Annotated in this window: 23 protein-coding genes; 5 read left to right on the top strand and 18 right to left on the bottom strand. The window is 67.5% G+C overall.

The genetic code is table 11. The features are described from left to right. Window positions 1–43: 43 nt before the first annotated feature. Both LK539_RS19800 and LK539_RS19795 read left to right on the top strand, forming a co-directional pair. A complete protein-coding gene (locus tag LK539_RS19800) occupies window positions 44–508 on the top strand; it encodes an OsmC family protein (RefSeq protein WP_227802778.1) in 465 nt (154 codons plus the stop codon). Next, window positions 508–1,044 (top strand): FMN-binding negative transcriptional regulator, encoded by a 537-nt coding sequence (locus LK539_RS19795; RefSeq protein ID WP_227802777.1) that lies wholly within the window; start codon window positions 508–510, stop codon window positions 1,042–1,044. Before LK539_RS19800 ends, LK539_RS19795 begins: the two co-directional genes overlap by 1 nt. A gap of 54 nt (window positions 1,045–1,098) precedes the next feature. Here the strand turns inward: LK539_RS19795 and LK539_RS19790 are convergent, their stop codons facing one another. From LK539_RS19790 to LK539_RS19775, 4 genes are all read right to left on the bottom strand, one after another. Beyond that, a complete protein-coding gene (locus LK539_RS19790) occupies window positions 1,099–1,758 on the bottom strand; it encodes a DUF4142 domain-containing protein (RefSeq protein ID WP_227802776.1) in 660 nt (219 codons plus the stop codon). A gap of 92 nt (window positions 1,759–1,850) precedes the next feature. Continuing rightward, window positions 1,851–2,570 (bottom strand): DUF4142 domain-containing protein, encoded by a 720-nt coding sequence (locus LK539_RS19785; protein WP_227802775.1) that lies wholly within the window; start codon window positions 2,568–2,570, stop codon window positions 1,851–1,853. A gap of 208 nt (window positions 2,571–2,778) precedes the next feature. Then, window positions 2,779–4,371 (bottom strand): acid phosphatase, encoded by a 1,593-nt coding sequence (locus LK539_RS19780; protein WP_227802940.1) that lies wholly within the window; start codon window positions 4,369–4,371, stop codon window positions 2,779–2,781. 272 nt (window positions 4,372–4,643) lie between these two features. Next, window positions 4,644–5,111 (bottom strand): GyrI-like domain-containing protein, encoded by a 468-nt coding sequence (locus LK539_RS19775; protein ID WP_227802774.1) that lies wholly within the window; start codon window positions 5,109–5,111, stop codon window positions 4,644–4,646. Between the two features lie 287 nt (window positions 5,112–5,398). Between LK539_RS19775 and LK539_RS19770 the strand changes: the two genes are divergently transcribed. Next, window positions 5,399–6,022, top strand: coding sequence for a GIN domain-containing protein (locus LK539_RS19770; protein ID WP_227802773.1), 624 nt, complete (start codon window positions 5,399–5,401; stop codon window positions 6,020–6,022). A gap of 131 nt (window positions 6,023–6,153) precedes the next feature. On the opposite strand, the gene LK539_RS19765 is transcribed toward LK539_RS19770, so the two are convergent. From LK539_RS19765 to LK539_RS19745, 5 genes are read right to left on the bottom strand one after another with little or no spacing between them, the layout of a single operon-like run. Continuing rightward, window positions 6,154–6,483 carry a DUF4326 domain-containing protein gene (locus tag LK539_RS19765; protein WP_227802772.1) on the bottom strand — a complete coding sequence of 110 codons (330 nt, stop codon included), beginning with the start codon at window positions 6,481–6,483 and terminating at the stop codon, window positions 6,154–6,156. 8 nt (window positions 6,484–6,491) lie between these two features. Then, entirely contained in the window at window positions 6,492–7,208 is a 717-nt protein-coding gene (gene arsH, locus LK539_RS19760) for an arsenical resistance protein ArsH (protein ID WP_227802771.1), read from the bottom strand. A gap of 22 nt (window positions 7,209–7,230) precedes the next feature. Then, on the bottom strand, window positions 7,231–8,511 hold the full coding sequence (locus LK539_RS19755; protein WP_227802770.1) for an arsenic transporter: 1,281 nt from the start codon (window positions 8,509–8,511) through the stop codon (window positions 7,231–7,233). Window positions 8,512–8,520: 9 nt separating this feature from the next. After that, the gene (locus tag LK539_RS19750) at window positions 8,521–9,003 is read right to left on the bottom strand and encodes an arsenate reductase ArsC (RefSeq protein WP_227802769.1); all 483 of its coding nucleotides are present in this window, start codon (window positions 9,001–9,003) and stop codon (window positions 8,521–8,523) included. Between the two features lie 3 nt (window positions 9,004–9,006). Next, window positions 9,007–9,324: a helix-turn-helix transcriptional regulator gene (locus tag LK539_RS19745; RefSeq protein WP_227802768.1), complete on the bottom strand. Its 318-nt coding sequence runs from the start codon at window positions 9,322–9,324 to the stop codon at window positions 9,007–9,009. A gap of 149 nt (window positions 9,325–9,473) precedes the next feature. Here LK539_RS19745 and LK539_RS19740 point away from each other — a divergent pair, with 149 nt between their 5' ends. Continuing rightward, a complete protein-coding gene (locus LK539_RS19740) occupies window positions 9,474–10,664 on the top strand; it encodes an MFS transporter (protein WP_227802767.1) in 1,191 nt (396 codons plus the stop codon). A 17-nt stretch (window positions 10,665–10,681) separates the two neighbouring features. On the opposite strand, the gene LK539_RS19735 is transcribed toward LK539_RS19740, so the two are convergent. The 6 genes from LK539_RS19735 to LK539_RS19710 all read right to left on the bottom strand — a co-directional run bounded on the left by LK539_RS19735 (window position 10,682) and on the right by LK539_RS19710 (window position 17,119). Then, the gene (locus LK539_RS19735; protein ID WP_227802766.1) at window positions 10,682–11,083 is read right to left on the bottom strand and encodes an OsmC family protein; all 402 of its coding nucleotides are present in this window, start codon (window positions 11,081–11,083) and stop codon (window positions 10,682–10,684) included. Between the two features lie 53 nt (window positions 11,084–11,136). Then, complete coding sequence (locus LK539_RS19730; RefSeq protein WP_227802765.1) at window positions 11,137–11,634, bottom strand: NADH-quinone oxidoreductase subunit B family protein; 498 nt, start codon at window positions 11,632–11,634, stop codon at window positions 11,137–11,139. A gap of 75 nt (window positions 11,635–11,709) precedes the next feature. Beyond that, window positions 11,710–12,555: a helix-turn-helix domain-containing protein gene (locus LK539_RS19725; RefSeq protein ID WP_227802764.1), complete on the bottom strand. Its 846-nt coding sequence runs from the start codon at window positions 12,553–12,555 to the stop codon at window positions 11,710–11,712. An 82-nt stretch (window positions 12,556–12,637) separates the two neighbouring features. Next, window positions 12,638–14,824, bottom strand: coding sequence for an ATP-binding protein (locus tag LK539_RS19720; RefSeq protein WP_227802763.1), 2,187 nt, complete (start codon window positions 14,822–14,824; stop codon window positions 12,638–12,640). Between the two features lie 111 nt (window positions 14,825–14,935). After that, window positions 14,936–16,138: an MFS transporter gene (locus LK539_RS19715; RefSeq protein WP_227802762.1), complete on the bottom strand. Its 1,203-nt coding sequence runs from the start codon at window positions 16,136–16,138 to the stop codon at window positions 14,936–14,938. A gap of 75 nt (window positions 16,139–16,213) precedes the next feature. Beyond that, window positions 16,214–17,119, bottom strand: coding sequence for an AraC family transcriptional regulator (locus LK539_RS19710; RefSeq protein ID WP_227802939.1), 906 nt, complete (start codon window positions 17,117–17,119; stop codon window positions 16,214–16,216). Between the two features lie 100 nt (window positions 17,120–17,219). On the opposite strand from LK539_RS19710, the gene LK539_RS19705 reads away from it, so the two are divergent. Continuing rightward, entirely contained in the window at window positions 17,220–17,954 is a 735-nt protein-coding gene (locus tag LK539_RS19705) for an SDR family oxidoreductase (protein WP_227802761.1), read from the top strand. Window positions 17,955–17,967: 13 nt separating this feature from the next. Here LK539_RS19705 and LK539_RS19700 read toward each other — a convergent pair whose 3' ends face one another. From LK539_RS19700 to LK539_RS19690, 3 genes are all read right to left on the bottom strand, one after another. Beyond that, window positions 17,968–18,405 (bottom strand): hypothetical protein, encoded by a 438-nt coding sequence (locus tag LK539_RS19700; protein ID WP_227802760.1) that lies wholly within the window; start codon window positions 18,403–18,405, stop codon window positions 17,968–17,970. 12 nt (window positions 18,406–18,417) lie between these two features. Further along, on the bottom strand, window positions 18,418–18,840 hold the full coding sequence (locus LK539_RS19695; RefSeq protein WP_227802759.1) for a hypothetical protein: 423 nt from the start codon (window positions 18,838–18,840) through the stop codon (window positions 18,418–18,420). Window positions 18,841–18,998: 158 nt separating this feature from the next. Then, window positions 18,999–19,778, bottom strand: coding sequence for an enoyl-CoA hydratase (locus tag LK539_RS19690; protein WP_227802758.1), 780 nt, complete (start codon window positions 19,776–19,778; stop codon window positions 18,999–19,001). Window positions 19,779–19,882 lie beyond the last annotated feature (104 nt).

Below are 19,882 nucleotides of genomic sequence, written 5' to 3'. Positions count from 1 at the left end.
AAGTCGCCCGCTAGGATGGTGACTCTACTAGCTCGGAGGGGAAATGAAGGAGTTCGAAGCACAGGTGGCCTGGCAGCGCGCCGGCCAGGCTTTCGTGGACGGGCGCTACAGCCGCGCCCACGACTGGGGGTTCGATGGCGGGCTTACGCTGCGGGCTTCGTCCTCGCCGCTGTCGGTGCCGCTGCCGATGTCCGATCCGGCGGCGCTCGATCCGGAAGAAGCGCTGGTGGCCGCAGCCGCCAGCTGCCACATGCTGTTCTTCCTGTCGCTGGCGCAGCAGGGGGGCTTCACGGTGGACAGCTATCTCGACCGCGCAGTCGGTTTCCTCGGCGCCGACGAGGACGGGCGCGTGGCGATGACGCGCATCGAGCTCAGGCCCGCCATCGTGTTCGCGGGAGAGCGCCAGCCAGGCGCGGCCGACCTGGACGCGCTGCACCACGCCGCCCACGAGCGCTGCTACATCGCGAATTCGCTCAAGACCGCGGTGATCGTCGTGGGGGCGCGCTGATGTACCTGCCGACCCGCCACCGCCAGCACGACCCGCAGGCCATGCAGGACCTGATCCGCGCGCATGCGCTGGGCATGCTCGTCACACACGATGGCGCCCTGCCTGACGCCGATCACCTGCCCTTCGAATACGTCCCCGCAGGGTCCGATGGCGCGGGCCTGCTGCGCGCCCACGTGGCGCGCGCCAACCCGGTCTGGCGCCGCGCCGGCCAGCAGGTGCTGGCGGTGTTCCGCGGCCCCGCAGCCTATGTACCGCCCGACCAGCAGGAAAAACTGGAGACGGGCGGACGCGTGGTGCCGACCTGGGACTACCACGTGGTGCATGTGCACGGCCGCCTGCGCGCGATCGAGGATCCGGCCTGGCTGCTCGACTTCCTGCACGGGCAGACGCGGCACCACGAAGCGCCGCAGCCGCAGCCCTGGTCGGTGGCGGACGCGCCGCCCGCCTATATCGACGGCATGCTCAGGGCGATCGTCGGCATCGAGATCGCCATCGAGCGCATCGAGGGAAAATGGAAAGGCGCCCCGCCGGCCTGAACCGGTCGGGGCGCCTTCAGGGCGCTGCGTGACGGGCGCCGTTCGGGCGCGTCCTCACTTCTTCATCGGCGTCGGCTCCTTGCCGGTCGCGGTGCTGGTGTCGTTGCCCGGCGTGCCGGCCGTGCCGGTGGCGTTGCGCGCCGTGCGGGCGATCAGTTCGTCCGCCGCCAGCAGGTGCTGCTCGACGACCGGGCGCATCTTCATGGCCAGGGCCTTGATGTCCGGGTCCTTGATCTTGTCCATGCCGTCGCGCAGCTTTTCGTGGGTGGTGCGGTGGTCGCGCCGGCCCGACTGTTTCATGTAGGTGCGGTCGAAGATGTCGCCACTGAGTGCTTCGAGCATCGTGCCCTTGGCCTTGTGCTTGACGGTCAGCTCCTTCGGCAGCTCGACGCCCTTGGCCTGGGCCAGCGCCTGCACCTCGGCCAGGGCCTTGGTATGTTCGTCGACCATACGCTGGGCATAGGCCTTGATTTCCGGATTGGCGGCCTTGCTCAGGGCCAGCTTGCCGGTGGCGATTTCGGCCATGTTGGCCTGGGCCATGTCTGTCAGCGCCGCGCGGTCGGCGCGGTCGAGCTTGGCGGGTGCCTTGGCTGCCGCGGGCGCCGTGCCCTGCGCGGCGGTTTGGGCGGTCTGTGCCTGTACTGCGCCGGCCGTGAACAGCAGGCCGGCGATGGACAGCGCAAGCGCGGAATGGATGCGCGGTCGTTTATGCATGATTGCTCCTTGATGCCTTGACGTGCTCGCCGGCGGCCATGGCCGCCGGCGAGTTCTGCCGGGCCGGCTTGCGCCAGCCTCGCTTCAAACGATTACTTGCCCGAGGTCGTGCCCGACTTGGCGGACGACATCTGCTGGGCTGCCTTCAGGTGCTGCTCGACGGTCGGCATCAGCTTGGCGGCCAGGGCCTTGACGTCCGGATCCTTGGCGCTCTTCGAGCCTTTCTCCAGCTTGCTGTGGGTCTGCTTGTGGTCGGTCACGCCCACGGTCTTCATGTACTCGCGGTCGAAGGCCTCGCCACTCAGCTTTTCCAGCTTGGCCGAGATGGCCTTGTGCTTGGGATCGAGTTCGGTCGGCAGGGTAACGCCCTTCTGCTGGGCCAGGGCCTGCACTTCGGTCAGGGCCTTGCCGTGGTCGTCGATCATCTGCTGGGCGAAGGTCTTCACGTCGGCGTTCTGGCTCTTGCTCAGGGCCAGCTTGCCGGTCTCGACTTCGGCCATGTTGGCCAGCGCCATGTCGGTGATGGTCTTCTTGTCGGCCGCGCTCAGCTTGGCCGCGCCCGAACCGGTGGCGCCGGCGGCGCCGGATGCGCCGACCTGGCCGCTGCGGTCTTCCATGCCCTGGCTGCTGGTGTTGTTGACGGTGCCGTCGGCGGCGGTCTTGCCGGTCATGTTCTGCTTGCCGGTGGCGCTCTGGTTGCTCATCGACTGGGCGGTCTGGCCGCTGGTCTGGGCTTGCACGCCGAAGGCGCTGAACATGGCGGCAACGGCAGTCACAGCGAGCAATTTCTTGACGACTTGATTCTTCTGCATGATGTTCTCCTGTTTTTTTCGGTGGGTTGGGCTGCCGCCCATGGCGGCGTCTCCCTCTGACATCACACGATGTCGAGCGCTTTCGAGTGTAGCGCTGCGTATTGCAGAACAGCGCACGTTAGCCGTATCGCAATACCTGTCCAGCAAGTGTCCCGAAACAAAGAAAAAAGCCAGTCCGAAGACTGGCTTGCAGGAAATAGAAACGCGCTCAGCGGAAGCGCAGCGTCGCGCTCAAGTCGCCCGGCGGACGCGCGCCGCGCGCGGCGAAGGCGGCGTTACGCGCGGCCAGGCCTTCCAGCAACGGCAGGCCGTGCAGGCGCGTGATGAAGCGCAGGATCGAGGTGGTGTCGTAGAAGTTGTGGTCGACAGCGCCGCGCCTGGCGTGTGGCGATACCACGATGGCCGGCACGCGCGAGCCCGGTCCCCAGCGGTCGCCCTCGGGCGGCGCCACGTGATCCCACCAGCCGCCGTTCTCGTCGAAGGTGATGACCACCACCATGTCTTTCCACTGCGGCGATTTCTTCAGGTGCTCGATCACGTTGGCCACGTGGGCGTCGCCCGACTCGATGTCCGAGTAGCCGGCGTGCAGGTTGAGGTTGCCCTGCGGCTTGTAGAAGGCGACCGCCGGCAGCTTGCCGGCCACCGCGTCGGCAATGAAGCGGTTCGAGATCGGGCTATCGCCCAGGCCGCCGTCACGCAGGTGCTCGGCGCGCGCCTTCGTGCCCGGGGCGAATTGCTTGAAGTAGTTGAAGGGCTGGTGGTGATACTGGAAATTGGGACGCTGCCCCTGGCCGCGGCCGTCGAGTGCGGCCTGCCAGCCGCCGCCATACCACGCCCAGCCCACGCCGGCTTCGCTCAGCAGGTCGCCGATCGTCTTGTAGCTCTGCGGCGGCAGGGTCGACGGGTCCTGCGGATCGGCCAGCATCGGGTCGCCGCCCGGCGCCGGTTTGACCCAGGTCGGCTGGTAGGGAGGCGCCATGGTGTTGACCGCGTAGCCGTCCGGCGTGATGGCGCCGTGATGCACGAACTTCGGCTTGCCTTCCAGGGCGGACTTGGGCGAGTCGGGCGCCAGCGCCAGGCGCGAGCCGGTCGGGCCGTCGGCGGTGACGGCGATCTTCGACTTCGCCGGGGTCGAGGCGGCGTGGAAGTATTCCGGCGTGCGGCCGCTGATCAGGAACTGGTGGTTCAGGTAGGAGCCGCCGAAGGCAGCCATGAAGAAGTTGTCGCACAGCGTGAACTCGCGCGCGATCTGCCACAGGCCGAGGTTCTTGCTGGTCTCGCCGTACTGCCCCATCACCAGGGCGCCGGAATCGCCCCAGGCCACGAAGCCGTCGTTGCGCCCGCCGTTGATCTGCATCTGGTTGTGATAGAACTGGTGGGTCAGGTCGCGCGTAATGATCCCTTCCGGCAGCGGCTTGCCCTCGAGGTCGACCAGTTTCCAGGGCGCGTTCGGCAGGCCCTGGATGTCGTCCTCCTTGACGAGATAGTCCTTGCCGCCGAGGTTCTGGCGGCCCGGCACCATGCCGCCCCAGATCTTCGGCAGCGTCGGCAGGACCGAGCCGTCGCGGTCCTTCTGCCGCCAGGCTTCCGGCGCCAGGCCGGACAGGGGCGAAGCCAGGCCCGGGAAGTCGGCGAACAGGTTGTTGAAGCTGCGGTTCTCGAGGTAGATCACGACCACGTTCTTGACGCGCTCGCGCAGCTTGGCGTCGAGCGAGCTGGCGGCGCGGGGCGCGGCCCGTTTCGCCGGCGCGGCCTCGGCCAGGCCGGGCACGGCCAGCGTCAGGCCGGCGGCGGCCTGCATCAGGCGTCGGCGCGCCGGATCGTCGGGGTGGGAATCGTGGTCTTGCACTGCCTGCTCCGGGTTGCGGGAAAGCAGGCATTATCCGCGCTTTTATTACCAGCTGGAATATTGACGACGATGTGGCCGGCAACGCGGGCGCGCATGCTTTGTCAAACGCCGGTCACATTCGGCGGGCAGAATGCATGTGTCCTTGGGAAGGGATACCGGCGGCGCAAGCCGCCCTACCGGGGCCGGCGGTAGGAAAACATACCGGCACCAATTCAGGGCAGCGCTTACAGCAGCGGGATCAGGATGTCGTAGGCGTTGTCCGGGCGGTTGCCATCGTCCATCGCCGGCGTGTAGCGCCGGTCGTAGCGCTCGATGCGCCAGCCCTCTTCATCGGGCACCATGCCCAGCTGCTCGATGGTGGCGTAGCCGGTCAGGTAGGTGGCCTGGGTGCGCGTGACCGGCCCGCGATGGGTCACCATCGCATAGCGGCGCTCGGGGATGTGCAGCCCGATCATGCCTGGCGGCAGATTATTCAGGTCGGAGACTTCGACGCCGACGCATTCGAGGCGCACGCCATCCTTGTTCTGCAGCCGGACGGCGTAACGCGGGCCCTTGATGTCGCCCAGTTCGCTTTCGCGCTCCAGCAGGCTGCTCCAGATGTCCGGCAGGTCCGCTTCCAGAACCGACAGCGGCCCTGCGAGCGGCAGCCCGGCGAGCTTCATTTCAGGTAAGTTGACGGTAGAGATGTGCATGGTTTTGGCTACGCAAGTGGACGAAGAAAATTATAGCCTTAACTCCTCGACAATATTGTCACGGAACCAATCGTGCGCACCTATTTTTCACTATCTGGCAGGACAAATGTGCAACAGCGCACACACTCGTATTGACGACTTCCGAACAGGCAATTTTCGCGTCTTATACAAACGACCATTCCGCCATCGCGGCAGTCCAATCCCGGTTTTTTGCAGTTCGTCGCAAACGGCAACCCGGCCTGCCCCGTCTCCCTACAATGGCCTCATACCACTTACCGGAGACCACCATGCAACGCCTGATCCTCGCCGCTGTCCTGTCCATCGCTTCGATGAGCGCTCATGCTGATGAGCAAGCGCGTAGCGTGTCGCCGTTCAAGGGCATCGCCGTGCACGGCCCGGTGAGCCTGACGGTGGAAGCCGGCAAATCGTATTCGCTGAAAGTCTACGGTGACCCGCGCTTCATCGCCCGCGTGACCAGCGAGGTGGTGGACGGCGAACTGCGCCTGGACATGAAGGACAGCACCCGCAACAGCATCGAAACCAGCGACCGCGTGGTTGTTACCTTGCCGGAACTGCAGACCTTCAAGGGCGAAGGCGCCGGCGTGATGCGCCTGAACAAGATTCGCGGCGACCGCCTCGTCGTCAACTACCGCGGCGCCGGCCGCCTGGCGATCGATGGCGAAGTGCGCCAGCTGACCCTGCGCGCCCAGGGTGTGGGCGAAGTCGACACCAAGGCCTTGATTGCGCAGGAAGTGGACGTCAGCTTCGAAGGCATCGGCTCCGTCAACATCTATGCCAAGGACAAGCTCAACGCCAACGTGCGCGGCATGGGCAACCTCAGCTACTACGGCAACCCGCGCGTGGTGAACAAGTCGGTGTCGGGCATTGGCAGCGTGGTCGCTGTTAAATAACATTTTTTTAATAGCGCCTAACAGAACCCCCAGGGCAAGGCGCAGCGCCGCAGTGGCGGACCACGAAGACAGTACGCTAGTACAGCGAGACGCTGCAACGCAGCCATGCGGGGAATTGTTAGGCGCTAAGTTCAGCGGTTGGCGATGTCGAGCAGAACCTCGGCATGGCAGGGACCATCGAGCGGGCACCAGCAGGCCAGGTTCTTCCCGCGCAGGACTTCCTGCGCTTCCTGTGCCAGCCGGCGTCCCGCCGGATCTTCCTCGACCCAGCGCCGGAAGGCGGCCACCGCTTCCGGAATGCTCGGCATCGCGACGTAGCGGCTACCCACCGGCGTACCCGGCACGGCATCCGGCACGACCGAGAACGGATTGCCCCAGCGGCCGGGGCGCGCCACCGAGACCGTGTTCGGCGGCAGCTTCCAGCCCTTTTTCCTGCTCAGTCGTACCCGTGTCGGCGTCATCGATCCTCCTATAGGCGTTCGATCTGGGCGTTCACCTTGCGCAGCGCCCGTTCACTACGCTCACTATACCGGTCGGTCAGGTAATCGACGCGCCCGCGCATGAGCAGGGTGATCTTGAACAGCTCCTCCATCACGTCCACCACCCGGTCGTAGTAGGCCGAGGGACGCATTCGCCCTTCCTCGTCGAACTCCTTGTAGGCCATCGGCACCGAGGACTGGTTCGGGATCGTGAACATGCGCATCCAGCGTCCCAGCAGGCGCATGGTGTTGACCACGTTGAAGGATTGCGAGCCGCCGCAGACCTGCATCAATGCCAGGGTGCGGCCCTGGCTGGGACGCAGCGCCCCCTGTTCCAGCGGGATCCAGTCGATCTGGTTCTTCATCACCCCGGTGATCGCGCCATGGCGCTCGGGGCTGCACCAGACCTGGCCTTCCGACCACAGCGACAGCTCGCGCAGTTCGACCACCTTGGGGTGGGTTTCAGGCACGCTGCCGACCATCGGCAACTCCATCGGGTCGAAGATCTTCACCTCGGCGCCGAAGTGCTCCAGGATGCGCGCCGCCTCGTAAGTAAGGAAGCGGCTGAACGAGCGCTCGCGCAGCGAGCCGTAGAGCAGGAGGATGCGCGGCGGATGACTCAGCTCGCCCAGCGGCGCCAGCTTGTCCATGCTGGGCAGGTCGAGCTGCGCCGGATCGATGTTGGGGAGATTCGGGATCTTGTCCATGTTCAGCCTTGGCAGTTCGGCGTCAGCCCAGGCGCAGGGCCAGCGCGGCCAGGGTGACGAAGAGGATCGGCAGGGTCAGCGTCAGGCCGACCCGGAAATAATAGCCCCATGAGATACGAATGCCCTTCGCCGCCAGCACGTGCAGCCACAGTAGCGTCGCCAGGCTGCCGATCGGCGTGATCTTCGGCCCGAGGTCGGCGCCGATCACGTTGGCATACACCATGGCTTCGCGCACCACGCCGGTGGTCGCGCTGGCATCGATCGCCAGCGCGCCCACCAGCACGGTCGGCATGTTGTTCATGATCGAAGACAGGATCGCCGTGATGAAGCCGGTGCCGAGCGCCGCGCCCAACACGCCGTGGGCGGCGCAGCGCTCCAGCAGCGCCGTCAGGTAATCGGTGAGACCGGCGTTGCGCAGCCCGTAGACCACCAGGTACATCGCCAGCGAGAACACCACCACCTGCCAGGGTGCGCCGCGCACCACTTCGCGCGTCGATATCCGGTGCCCGCGCGCGGCCACGGCGAGCAGCAGCAAGGCGCCGGCCGCAGCCACGGCGCTGATCGGCACGCCGACCTCGTCCAGCCAGAAGAAGCCCACCAGCAGCAGCGCCAGCACCCACCAGCCGGTGAGGAAGGTGGCGCGGTCGTGGATCGCCTGTTCCGGGCGCTTGAGCTGGGCCAGGTCGTAGTCAGCCGGGATGTCCCTGCGAAAGAACCAGACCAGCGCACCCAACGTGGCGGCGACCGATACCAGGTTCACGGGGACCATCACGGCGGCGTAGCGCGCGAACCCGATGTTGAAGTAATCGCTGGATACGATGTTCACCAGGTTCGACACGACCAGCGGCAGGCTGGCGGTATCGGCAATGAAACCGGCCGCCATCACGAAGGCCAGCGTCGCCTTTGGAGAAAAGCGCAGCGCGGCCAGCATGGCGATCACGATCGGCGTCAGGATCAGGGCCGCGCCGTCGTTCGCGAACAGGGCCGCCACCGCGGCGCCCAGCAGCACCAGCAGCACGAACAGGCGCCGTCCCTTGCCTCGGCCCCAGCGCGCCACGTGCAGCGCAGCCCACTCGAAGAAACCGGCCCGGTCCAGCAGCAGGCTGATGATGATGACGGCGACAAACGCGCCGGTGGCGTTCCACACGATGTGCCAGACGACAGGGATGTCGCTCACCTTGACCACGCCGGCCAGCAAGGCCGCGACGGCGCCGGCGGCGGCGCTCCAGCCGATGCCGAGGCCGCGCGGCTGCCAGATGACGAGGATGAGGGTGGCCAGGAAGATCAGGAAGGCGGGCAGCAAAGTCTTCCCTCAGGCCGGCAGCAGGGCGCCGATGCGGTCCAGCTCCGCCTTGAAGCGCGCCCGGTCGCCCGCCATTTCGTCCAGCGGCAGGGCCAGGAAAGCCTCGATGCGTCCGCGCAGGATGGTGTAGGCCTTGTCGAAGGCGGCGTCGATGTCTTCCTGCGTCCCGACCACGTGGCTCGGGTCTTCCACGCCCCAGTGGGTGCGCAGGACCGGGCCGAGGTAGGCCGGGCAGGTCTCCCCGGCGGCGCTGGCGCAAACGGTGACGACGACGTCGGGCGTCACGGGCAGCGCATCCCAGGACTTGCTGTAGTAGCCCTGGGTTGGTATGCCTTTCTTCGCCAGCAGCTGCAGCGCACGCGCGTTCAGGCGACCGGCCGGCTGGCTGCCGGCGCTCAGGGCACGCCAGCCAGGCGGCGCGAGATGGTTGAAGACCGCTTCGCTGATGAGCGAACGGCAGGAATTGCCTGTGCAAAGGAACAGAATGTGCATGGCTCAGGTGTGCGTGCAGCAGGACGGGAGGCAGGGATCGCCGCCGCAGCAGTTCTCGGTCAGGAAGGACAGCAGCCCGTTCATGGTCTCGAACTGCGCCGCATAGATGATGAAGCGCCCCTGCTGCTGCGGGATGATCAGGCCGGCGTGGCTCAGCTCCTTCAGGTGGAAGGACAGCGAGGAGGCGGGCATGCCGAGCGCCTCGGCGATGCGGCTAGCCGCCATGCCGGCGGGGCCAGCCTGCACCAGCAGGCGGAAGACGGCCAGGCGCGACTCCTGGGCCAGCGCGGCCAGCGCCGCGATGGCGGCCTTGGTATCCATGGGAGTATCTTTCGTCATTTCCATAGTTATCGAAGTATAGCGGATGCTTCGAATATTATCGAAATAATTTGACAGGATGATGACACCCGGCATGAATAGCCCGGCTGCGGTAGAGTCATGGGTTGCGCCACCGCGCCGGGAGATCAGTTTTGTCAGCAGCACGCAGGACCATCGGCATCCTCGCCATCACGCAGATCGCGTCATGGGGAGCCCTCTACTATGCGTTCGCGGTGCTGGCGCCGGATATCCGTCGCGACCTGGGCATCAGCGCCGAAACCGCGTTCGCGGCCTATTCCTGGAGCCTGCTGGTGTCGGGCGTGGCGGCGACGCCGATCGGCGCCCTGGTCGACCGCCACGGCGGCCGCTACGTGATGGCGATCGGTTCGCTAGCCAGCGCTATCGGCCTGGCATGGCTGTCGCGCTGCACGGGGACCGTCTCCTATTTCGGCGCCTGGACCGTGATCGGGCTCGCGATGTCGCTCACCCTGTACGATGCCGCCTTTGCCACCATCAACCGCAAGGTCGTCGTGGGCGCCCCGCGCGCCATCTCGACGCTCACCCTGTTTGCGGGCTTTGCCAGCAGCATCTTCTGGCCGCTGACGATGGCGCTCGGCTCGCGCCTCGGCTGGCGCGACACCTACCTCGCCTACGCCGCGCTGCAACTGGCCGTCTGCCTGCCGCTGCACCTGGGCCTGGGACGCGATGCGCCCCATCCGCCCGCGGCGCCGGACGCACCGCGCGACAGCCACACGCTGGGCGAAGCGGTGCGCCATCCGGCCTTCTGGAAGCTGGCCGTGGCCTTCGCCGCCAACGTGTTCATCTTCACCGCGCTGGCATTGCACCTGATCCCGCTGCTGCGCACGCTCGGCCACCCGGCCACGGTCGCCGTCACGCTGGCGGCGCTGATCGGTCCGATGCAGGTCGTCGGCCGCATCGGCGAGCGGGTCTTGGCCAAGGGCGCCACGCCACAGGCCGTCGGCCGCGTCGTGTTCGCCACCCTGCCGCTCGGCATCCTGGTGCTGGCGCTGCTCGGCACGCAGGCTTGGGCCGTGGCACTGTTCTGCGCGCTGTACGGGATGAGCAACGGGGTGCTGACGATCGTGCGCGGCACCCTGCCGCGCGCCATGTTCGGTGCACGCCACTACGGCGCGATCAGCGGCGCGATGTCGGTGCCGGCACTGCTGGCGCGCGCCGCCGGCCCGCTGGTGGGCGCCGCCGTGCTGGCCGGCGCGTCCGGGCCGCTGATGCTGCCGCTGGCCATGTTCGGCGTCGGCGTGGCCTCGCTGCTGCTCTACCTGTCTGCGGTTGGTGCTCCTGCCCTGGCACGGCGCAGCGCCTGAGGCTGTCCCCCGGCGGGCTAGCGCTGTTCGAACGTGACCGCGCAGCCGGCGCGCAGCGTGTTGTGCACCTCGGCCACCGCATCCGTTTCCGCCAGCAGCCGCGCGATGTCGTCTTGCGCGGCGGACGAACGCACCGATGCGCGATAGCGGATATCGGTGGCGGCCAGGCCGACGCCCGGGAAGTCCGCACTGGCCTCGACCTGCACGGCGTCGAGCGGGATGCCGAGCCGCCGCGCTTCGCGGTACAGGTCGTTGCAATAGCAGGTGGCCAGCGCCAGCATCAAGAATTCGCCGCCGTTGACGCCCGATCCGGGCCCGGACGCCTTGGGCGGTACGCCGAGCGACTGGCGCGATCCGTCGGTATCCACGGCAACCTGATGCACCGTGGCGGAGTTGTCGACAAAGGCAGTAATCCGCATACCGGTCTCCTGCGCCCGGAAGGGGCATGCCTCATCCTAGCGCATTCGAGCCTTCAGCGCGCGATCGACGTCGGGCGCCGCTCGCCGAGTTTGCGCTGCAGCTGCAGGATGCCGTAGACCAGCGCCTCGGCCGTCGGCGGGCAGCCGGGGATGTAGACATCGACCGGCACGATGCGGTCGCAGCCGCGCACCACCGAATACGAGTAATGGTAATAGCCGCCGCCGTTGGCGCAGGACCCCATCGAGATGACGTAGCGCGGCTCGGGCATCTGGTCGTAGACCTTGCGCAGCGCGGTGGCCATCTTGTTGGTGAGCGTACCGGCGATGATCATCAGGTCCGCCTGGCGCGGGCTGGCGCGCGGGATGCATCCGAAGCGGTCCATGTCGTAGCGCGCGGAAGCGGCATGCATCATCTCCACGGCGCAGCAGGCCAGGCCAAAGGACAGGTACCACAGGCTGTTCCCGCGCGCGTGGGACAGCAGGTGTTCGACATTCGTCAGCAGATAGTGCTGACCTTCCAGCGGCTGGCCTTCCAGCACGGGTTGTTCCATCGTCGGCTCCTTCTTCTAACAGGGGCGACGATACGGTCTTGCGCGCGTCGTGTCTTGTACCGACACGACATCGCGCTAGCGCGTGAAGGAATCGAGCTCTTCGCGTCCGAACTGCCAGAAGCGGTAGCCGGAATCGCTGTCGCCACGCCGGGCCAGGAAGCCGGATGGCGTATCGCCCACGAACTGGCGGAAGTCGCGGCTGAAATGGGCCTGGTCGACGTAGCCGGCGTCGAGCGCGGCCTGCGCCAGCGTCGGCCGCTTGTCCTCGCGCATCAGCCTTGACAGCGCCATCGCGAAGCGCGCCAGCCGACGGTAGTCGCGCAGCGCGACGCCGTGGTGCGCCAGGAAGCGCCGCTCGAACTGGCGCACGCCGAGGCCGAGGTCGGCGGCAAGCGTACCGACCGGCTGGAACAGGCGCTCGAAGGACAGTTGTGGCAGCGACGCACCCTGCCCGTCCCCGGCCTGGCGCAGCAGGAAATCCTCGAGCACGCGAACGCGCTCGCGAAAGCCGCGCGCGTGCTGCAATTCGTCCTGCAGGCGCTCTGCGTTCCCCTGGCCTATCACGGCGTCGAGCGGCACCGATGCGGCGCCCAGGCAGTCGGCCGGAATGCCGAAGCAATACAGGATGCCGGAAGCGCGGAACACGGCCGACATGAAGGCACTGCCCGGCTCCACCACGAAGCGGCGCGGCGCCAGGCTCGGTCCCGACAGGAAGGCTGGTGGCAGCCTGCCCGCGCCTTGCCCGTCGAGCAGGGTGGCGCCGCCGCGCAGGTAGATCACCAGCTGGGCGTCGGGACTGGCGGGCAGGTGCGGCTGCACGACCTCGAAGCCGCCGCCGATCAGGTTCTTGACCCAGGGCGCGAGCGCGCGTCGCGGCAGGGCGAGCTGGCGTTCGTTGGGAGCACTGGGCTGGGCTGGCATGGCGGTTCCTGGCGGGCGAGGTCGGCGGATTGGGCCGAGCTTAGCGCGTCGCGCGCGCCGCGTCCATGCCCTTGAGGGCGCCTCAACCGGCGGCGAGGCAGTTGGCCAGGTCTTCGAACTTCAGCGGCTTGACGAAATGCGCGTCGAAGCCGGCATCCAGAGCGCGCTGGCGATCCGTCTGCTGGCCGTAGCCGGTGAGCGCGATCAGGCGCATCCCCGCCAGCAGCGGATCGCGCCTGGCCTGCGCCGCCACCTGGTAGCCGTCCATGCCCGGCAGCCCGATGTCGACGATGCCCAGGCCCGGGAGTTCGCGCCGCGCCAACTCGAGGCCGTCCTTGCCGTTGTCCGCTTCCAGCACGCGATAACCCATGGCCGCCAGCTGCGCCGCCAGCATCTGGCGCGCGTCGTGGTTGTCCTCGATGAGCAGCACGGCGCTCCCGGCCGGCCGTGCCTTCGTGCCCGGCGCGGACTGGGCCGTGCCCTCCTGCGGCGCATGCTGGTCCAGCAACGGCAAACGCAGCACGAAGGTGCTGCCGCGGCCAGTGCCTTCGCTGTCGGCGCGGATCGTCCCGCCATGCAGCGCCACCAGGCTGCGCACCAGCGACAGACCGATTCCCAGGCCGCCCTGCGAGCGGTCGAGCGACACCTTGCCCTGCACGAAGATGTCGAACAGCTGGGGCATCAGTTCCGGCGCGATGCCGACGCCCGAATCGCGTACCGCAAGGCAGGCGTCGTCGCCGTCGGTGTGCAAGCTGATGTCGATGGCGCCGCCCTTGGGCGTGTACTTGAGCGCATTGGTCACCAGGTTGCCGACCACCTGCTCGATGCAGGTGCGGTCGGCCAGCACCCAGGCCGGGGCCAGGGTGCAGCTGAGCTGGTGCTCGACCTTGCCGGCGATGCGCAGCGCGTCGACCGTCGATTCGACCACGGCCGCCAGGTCCACCGGACGCAGGTCCAGCTGCACCTTGCCGCGCGCCAGGCGCGCCAGGTCGAGCAGGTCGTCGACGATGCGGGTCAGGTGCTTGCCCTGGCGTAGCAGGATGTCCTGGGCGTGCTGTTTCAGGGCCGGGTTGGCCGGATCCATGCGCAGCAGCTGGGCGGCGCCGACGATGCCGCTGAGCGGGTTGCGCAGCTCGTGGCTCAGCATGGCCAGGAATTCGTCGCGGATCTGCACCTGCTGTTCGGCGACGACGCGCGCCTCCTGCTCGCGCTCCAGCAGCGAGGTGCGCTCGGCCTCGGCCTCGGCCAGCTTGTGCGCCGCTTCGTCGATCGAGCGATGCAGTTCGCTCACCTCGGCGATCGCGGCCGGCGGCGCATGCGGCACCGCGCCGTGTCCGAGCGCGGTGGCGGCGCTGGCGGCCCCGCGGATCGATGCCACCAGCCGGCGCGTGAAGAATACCGCCGCACCGGCGGCGCACAGCATCGCCACCAGCATGCCGACCGCGGCCAGGGTGACTGCGCGCCGCGCAGCGCCCTCGATCTCGGCGGCCGGCGCCGACACCGCCACCAGCCAGCCCGACATCGGCGAGTGCGTGAAAGCGAAATAGGAATCGACGCCGGCGATCGTCTTCGCGCGCAGCAGGCCGCGGGTCTTGCCCGAGGCGGTGCGCAGCAGTTCCGGATTGGCCTGCTGGCCGATGCGCGCCAGGTCGCGCGTGCGCGCGATGAAGCGTCCATCGCGGTCGATCACGGCCAGCGACCAGCTCTTCGGAATCGTGCGCTGCGAGATCAGGTTGCTGAAATACTCGGTGCCGAACACCGAGGCCAGCACGTAGCGGCGCCCCTCCCCCAGCGGCACCGGGACGTTGATGGTGGTGACGGGCACCCGCTGCACGGCGCCCGTGATCAGGCCGGACACCACCGTGCGCTGGGTGTCGATGACTTGCCGGGTGCGCACACGGACGTAGTCGGGCGGCGGCGGCAGCGGTTCACCGAGCGGCATCACGGTATTGATGATCTGCTGGCCGTTTGGAGCGAACAGGATGGTGCGTCCAGTCTCGCCGCGGTCGGCGCTGCCCGCATGCTCGTAGAAGGCCTCCATGTCCCCGTGCGCCAGGTGCGGCGAGTGCGCCAGCACGCGCAGCGCGGCTTCGGCGCTGCTCAGTTCCCGGTCCACCAGCAGCACCGTGGCGCCGACCGTTTCTTCCAGCGCCTGCAGCGCGGCTTCGCGCTCGGAGCGCAGCAGGGTCTGCAGCGCGATGGCGGCAAACAGCGAGATCGGCAGGATGATGGCGCCGATCATGATCAGGAGGTAAGCCCGGATCTTCATGACAGGATGGATGGGAGGGCGGACGGGAGGCGGCGGCGCCGGTCCGGCGCCGCCATGGGGCCATTATGCACGCGGAGTCGACTGCTCCGGCGCACAGTTTGCCTTTCAGAACTAGCTGCGGCCTGCGTCGACGCGCGGCAGGAGCACGGCGAGGATGCCGAACAGCGGCAGGAAGGACGCGATCCGGTACACGGTCTCGATGCCGGTGCTGTCCGCGATGGCCCCCATCGCCGCTGCACCGATGCCGCTGATGCCGAACATCAGGCCGAAGAACAGGCCGGCGATCATGCCGACCTTGTTCGGCACCAGCTCCTGCGCGAACACCACGATGGCCGAAAAGGCCGAGGACATCACCAGCCCGATCACCACCGACAGCACGGCGGTCCAGAACAGGTTCGCATACGGCAGCATGAGTGCGAACGGCGCCGCACCCAGGATCGAGAACCAGATCACGCGCTTGCGCCCGATGCGGTCACCGATCGGCCCGCCGGCGAAGGTGCCGGCCGCCACCGCCGCCAGGAACAGGAACAGATAGCCCTGCGCCGCCTCCACCGACACGTGGAACTTCTCGATCAGGAAGAAGGTGTAGTAGCTCGACAGGCTGGACATGTAGATGTATTTCGAGAACACCAGCAGCGCCAGCACCGTCAGGGCCCAGATGACGCGCCCGCGCGGCAGGCCCGGTCCTGCATGCACGGCGACCTTCTTCGTCACGCTCGCCAGGTGTCCCGCGTACCAGCGGCTGACCTGGAACAGCACGATCACCGCCAGCACTACCAGCAGCATCAGCCAAGCGATCCGGCCCTGGCCGCTGCCGACGATGATGGCGGCCGCCAGCAGCGGTCCGAAGGCCGAGCCCAGGTTGCCGCCGACCTGGAACAGCGACTGGGCAAAGCCGAAGCGCCCGCCCGAGGCCAGGCGCGCGACGCGTGAGGCTTCCGGGTGAAACGTCGAGGAGCCGAGGCCGATCAGGCCTGCGGCAAGCAGCAGCATGGCGAAGCTGCCCGCCACCGACAGCAGGGCGACACCGCCCAGCGTGGCGCACATCCCGACTGGCAGCAGGAAGGGAATCGGGCGCTTGTCGGTGTACAAGCCGATCCAGGGCTGCAGCAGCGAAGCGGTGCACTGGAAGGTCAGCGTAATCAGGCCGATCTGGGTGAAGCTGAGCGCGAATTCGTGCTTCAGTAGCGGGTAGATGGCGGGCAGGACGGCCTGTACGCAGTCGTTCAGCAGGTGAACAAAAGCGACGGAGAACAGGATTTGCATCACGGCGGCCGGCGGCGCGACGGGTGCGGCGGGAGAAGGTAGCGACATGGGTGGAAGCAACGATGGCGGCCGCTCAGTTTACACCCGCTTCCGCTAGGCTGCCGGCTGCCGCGAAACCGCGCATCAAACCGCCGCTGATGCGCCCTGGGCGTAGCGCGCCGGCGGGACCCCGACGTGGCGGGCGAAGGCGACACTGAAGGCGCTGGCCGAGCCATAGCCGACCTGCTGCGCCACCTCGGCCACGCCGCCCCTGTTCTCGCGCAGCAGGCTGCGCGCCATCGCCATGCGCCAGTTGAACAGGTATTCCATCGGCGCCACGCCGAGCGCGCGGCTGAAGCGTTCGAAAAAGGTGGAGCGCGACAAGGCCGCTTCCCTGGCCAGTTCCCCGACCGTCCAGGCCCGCGCCGGATCCTCGTGCAGGCGGCGCAGGGCCGCGCCCAGGCGCGCGTCGGCGAGGCCGCGCAGCAGGCCGGGCGCGTCGGCGTGATGGGCGCCCGTGCGCAGCGCCTCGATCAGCAGCACTTCCAGCAACTTGGCCAGCAGCACCTCGCGCGCCGGCCGCGCGGCGCGGAACTCGTCGCCGACCAGCTGCGCGATCGCGCCCAGGCGGGCGTCGCCACGCACGTGCACCAGTGCGGGCAGCAGCGATACCAGCAGCGTGGCGTCGGGTGACCCGAAGGCGCAATAACCGACCAGCATCCGCACTTCCGGCAGTCCGTCCTGGACGCCATGGCGGATCTCGCCGTCGCGCGGCACCGACGACGAGGCCTCCGCATCCTCGGATCCCTCCTGCAGGCCAAACACTGTGAAATCGCGCGCCGCCGGGATCAGCACGAAGTCGTCCTGCTGCAGCAGGATCGGGTCGCGGTCGGCGACGGCAAGGCGGCAGCCGCCCTCCAGGACCAGGCAGAAAAAGGGCCGGCCGGCTTCCGCGCGCCGCACGCGCCAGCGGCCGGCGCCGGTGACGTATTTCGAAAACGGCGCCTCCGGCTGGAGCAGCAGGACGAGTTCGGCAAAGGGATCGACCATGTTCGGACTCTCGCGAATGAAAGGCATACGATCGATTATATCCAGTCCGGCGCCGGCGGCCTATCCTGCTGATACCAACCACCCCACCAAGGAGCCACACATGCCCACCATCCTCATCACCGGCTGCTCGTCTGGATTCGGCCTCGAGACCGCCCGTCATTTCCTGGAACGCGACTGGAACGTCGTCGCCACCATGCGCACGCCGCGCGCCGATCTGCTGCCGGCCTCGCCCCGGCTGCGCATCATCCCGCTCGACGTGTCCGACGAAGCCAGCATCCGCCATGCAGTCGGGCTGGCGGGACAGGTCGACGTCCTGGTCAACAACGCCGGCATCGGCCTGCTGGGCGTGTTCGAGACCACCCCGCTGGCGACGCTACGCGAACTGTTCGACACCAACGTCCTGGGCGCGATGGCGATGGCGCAGGCGCTGCTGCCGCAGTTCCGCGAGCGCGGGGCTGGTGTCATCATCAACGTCTCGTCGAGCACGACGCTGCTGCCGCTGCCGCTGCTGGCCGCCTACACCGCCAGCAAGGCGGCCATGAACGCCTGGACCGAATCGCTGGCGCTTGAGTTGCAGGCCATCGGCGTACGCGCCCATCTGGTGCTGCCGGGACGCTCGCCCGAAACGACGTTTGCGCGCAATGCCGCGCCGCGCATGCAGGCTGGTGTGCCGGATGCGTATGCGGGTTTTGTGGAGGGCGTGTTTGCCGCAAGGAGCGGTGACGGGCCGGTGACCTACGCCGCCGATGTCGTGGAAGCGATATGGCGGGCAGCGCTCGACCCGGCCGCGCCGCTGCGTATTCCGGCCGGCGCCGATGCGGTGGCGCTGGCCTGATGTCGGCGAAACCTCAGCCGCCGCCCGTGCAATGCTGCGGAACTTCCTTCGCCAGCTTTTGCATGTCAAGCGTCACCCAGGCGCCATCGACCTTCTCTTCGAACTTGTCGAAGCTGTAGACGAACATCGACTTGCCGTTCGCGAAGAAGGCGGGGCAACCGTAGCGGTCGCGTGCGATATAGCCTTCCACCATGCGGTCCGGCCATTCGGCGCCTGGGTACTGTGGATGGGCGCGCGCGGCGACTTTGGCCTGCCCGAAGACTGGATCGTCTGGACTGTTCGAGGTCGACTTGCCGGATTGTCCGAGTCCCGGCACACGCAGGTTGCCGGCGGCCTTGGCCGCGCTGCCCAGGTTGATCAGGCGATCGGCCCAGCTTTGCGCATGCGCGGCTTGCTGGCCTGCGGCGCCGAGGACCAGCGCGAGGAACAGGGAGGTAGGTGCTTTCTTCACGATATCCCCGCCTCAGTTGGATGAGTAGGCGGCCGGACCGAGCTTGCGCAGCAGGGCGACGTTGGCCTGCTGTTCCTTGGTCAGCTTGGCGTATTGCTTGGCCACGTCGTCCTTGGAACCCATCTTTTCATAGGTCAGGTGCATGACGGCGTCCAGCATCGCGTAGGTGGCGAGGCCGTAATCCTTCGGCGTGAAACCGTGCTTGAGGACCAGGGCCCTGGCTTGCGGACGGCGCTCGATGCTCAGGATGAAGCGTTCGACCGGAAGCTCGCCCTTCACGCGGTATTTGTCGTCCTCTTTTTCCTGGGCCGGGGTGTCTTCCGGCAGGTCGGCCTGGGCCAGCGACTTGTTGGCGGCTTTCAGCTTCTGCACCATGCCTGCAGTGAGCAGGTAATGGTCGTCCGGGGTGCCGGCGAAAGCCGGGGCGATGGTCATGGATACTGCGAGCAAGGCTGCAATACCGGTACGGAGCATGTGTTGCATGTGAATCCCTTCGATGATGTGAGCGCGAAGTATAGGAGTCACATGCGGCAGGGAGAAGATGGCAAGCCACACTTCCCCCACCCGTGGTGGGCTATCCCACCCCGTCCCGATCAGTCGAACTTGCTGAAGTCCGGCTTGCGCTTTTCAAAGAAGGCGGTGAAGGCTTCCTTCGCTTCCGGCGCCAGCAGCATGGCGGCGAAGCGTTCGTTTTCGGCGGCGATCGCGCCCTGGATGTCCTCGACGCGCGGACGCTTCATCAGCGCCTTGGTGGTGCGGATCGAGGCGGCCGGCAGCGCCACCAGCTTGGCGGCCTGCTGTTCGGCGAAGGCGCGCAGCTCGGCGGCCGGCAGGACTTTGGTCAGCAGGCCCATCTCGAAAGCTTCCTGGGCGCCGAAGGCTTCGCCCAGCAGCAGCTTCTCGGCCGCGCGTGGATAGCCGGCCAGCTGCGGCAGCAGCAGCGAGGAGCCGAATTCCGGGCACAGTCCAAGCTGGGTGAAAGGCACCGAGAACTTGGCATTGTCGGCGGCGTAGACCAGGTCGCAGTGCATCAGCATGGTGGTGCCGATGCCGATGGCGGCGCCGGCCACGGCGGCGATCACCGGCTTGGTCGAGCCGTGCAGCGCGCGCATGAACTGGAACACCGGGCGGTTCTCGGCCGGCACGCCGGGGACCGGGGCCGAATTCTTCATGAAGTCGTCGAGGTCGTTACCGGCGGTGAAGATCTCCGGCTTGCCGGCGATGAGGATGGCGCGGACTAGCGTGTCGCTCTCGGCGTCGATCAGCGCATCGGCCATCGATTGATACATCGCGGCGGTGATGGCGTTCTTGCGCTCGAGGCGGTTGAATTCGATGGTCAAGAGGCCGTTGGCCTTGGTGATCAACATGTCCATTCTTGGAGTCTCCCGTTTTTTCTGAGTCTGATTGAACGCGTGGGCGGGGGACCCGCCCACCCTACGATCCGCGGCATGTCCGCATTGTAGGGTGGGCGGGTCCT

Source organism: Massilia sp. IC2-476 (assembly GCF_020707295.1).
Classification (GTDB): domain Bacteria; phylum Pseudomonadota; class Gammaproteobacteria; order Burkholderiales; family Burkholderiaceae_D; genus Telluria.
This window is presented reverse-complemented; position numbering and strand designations above follow the sequence as displayed.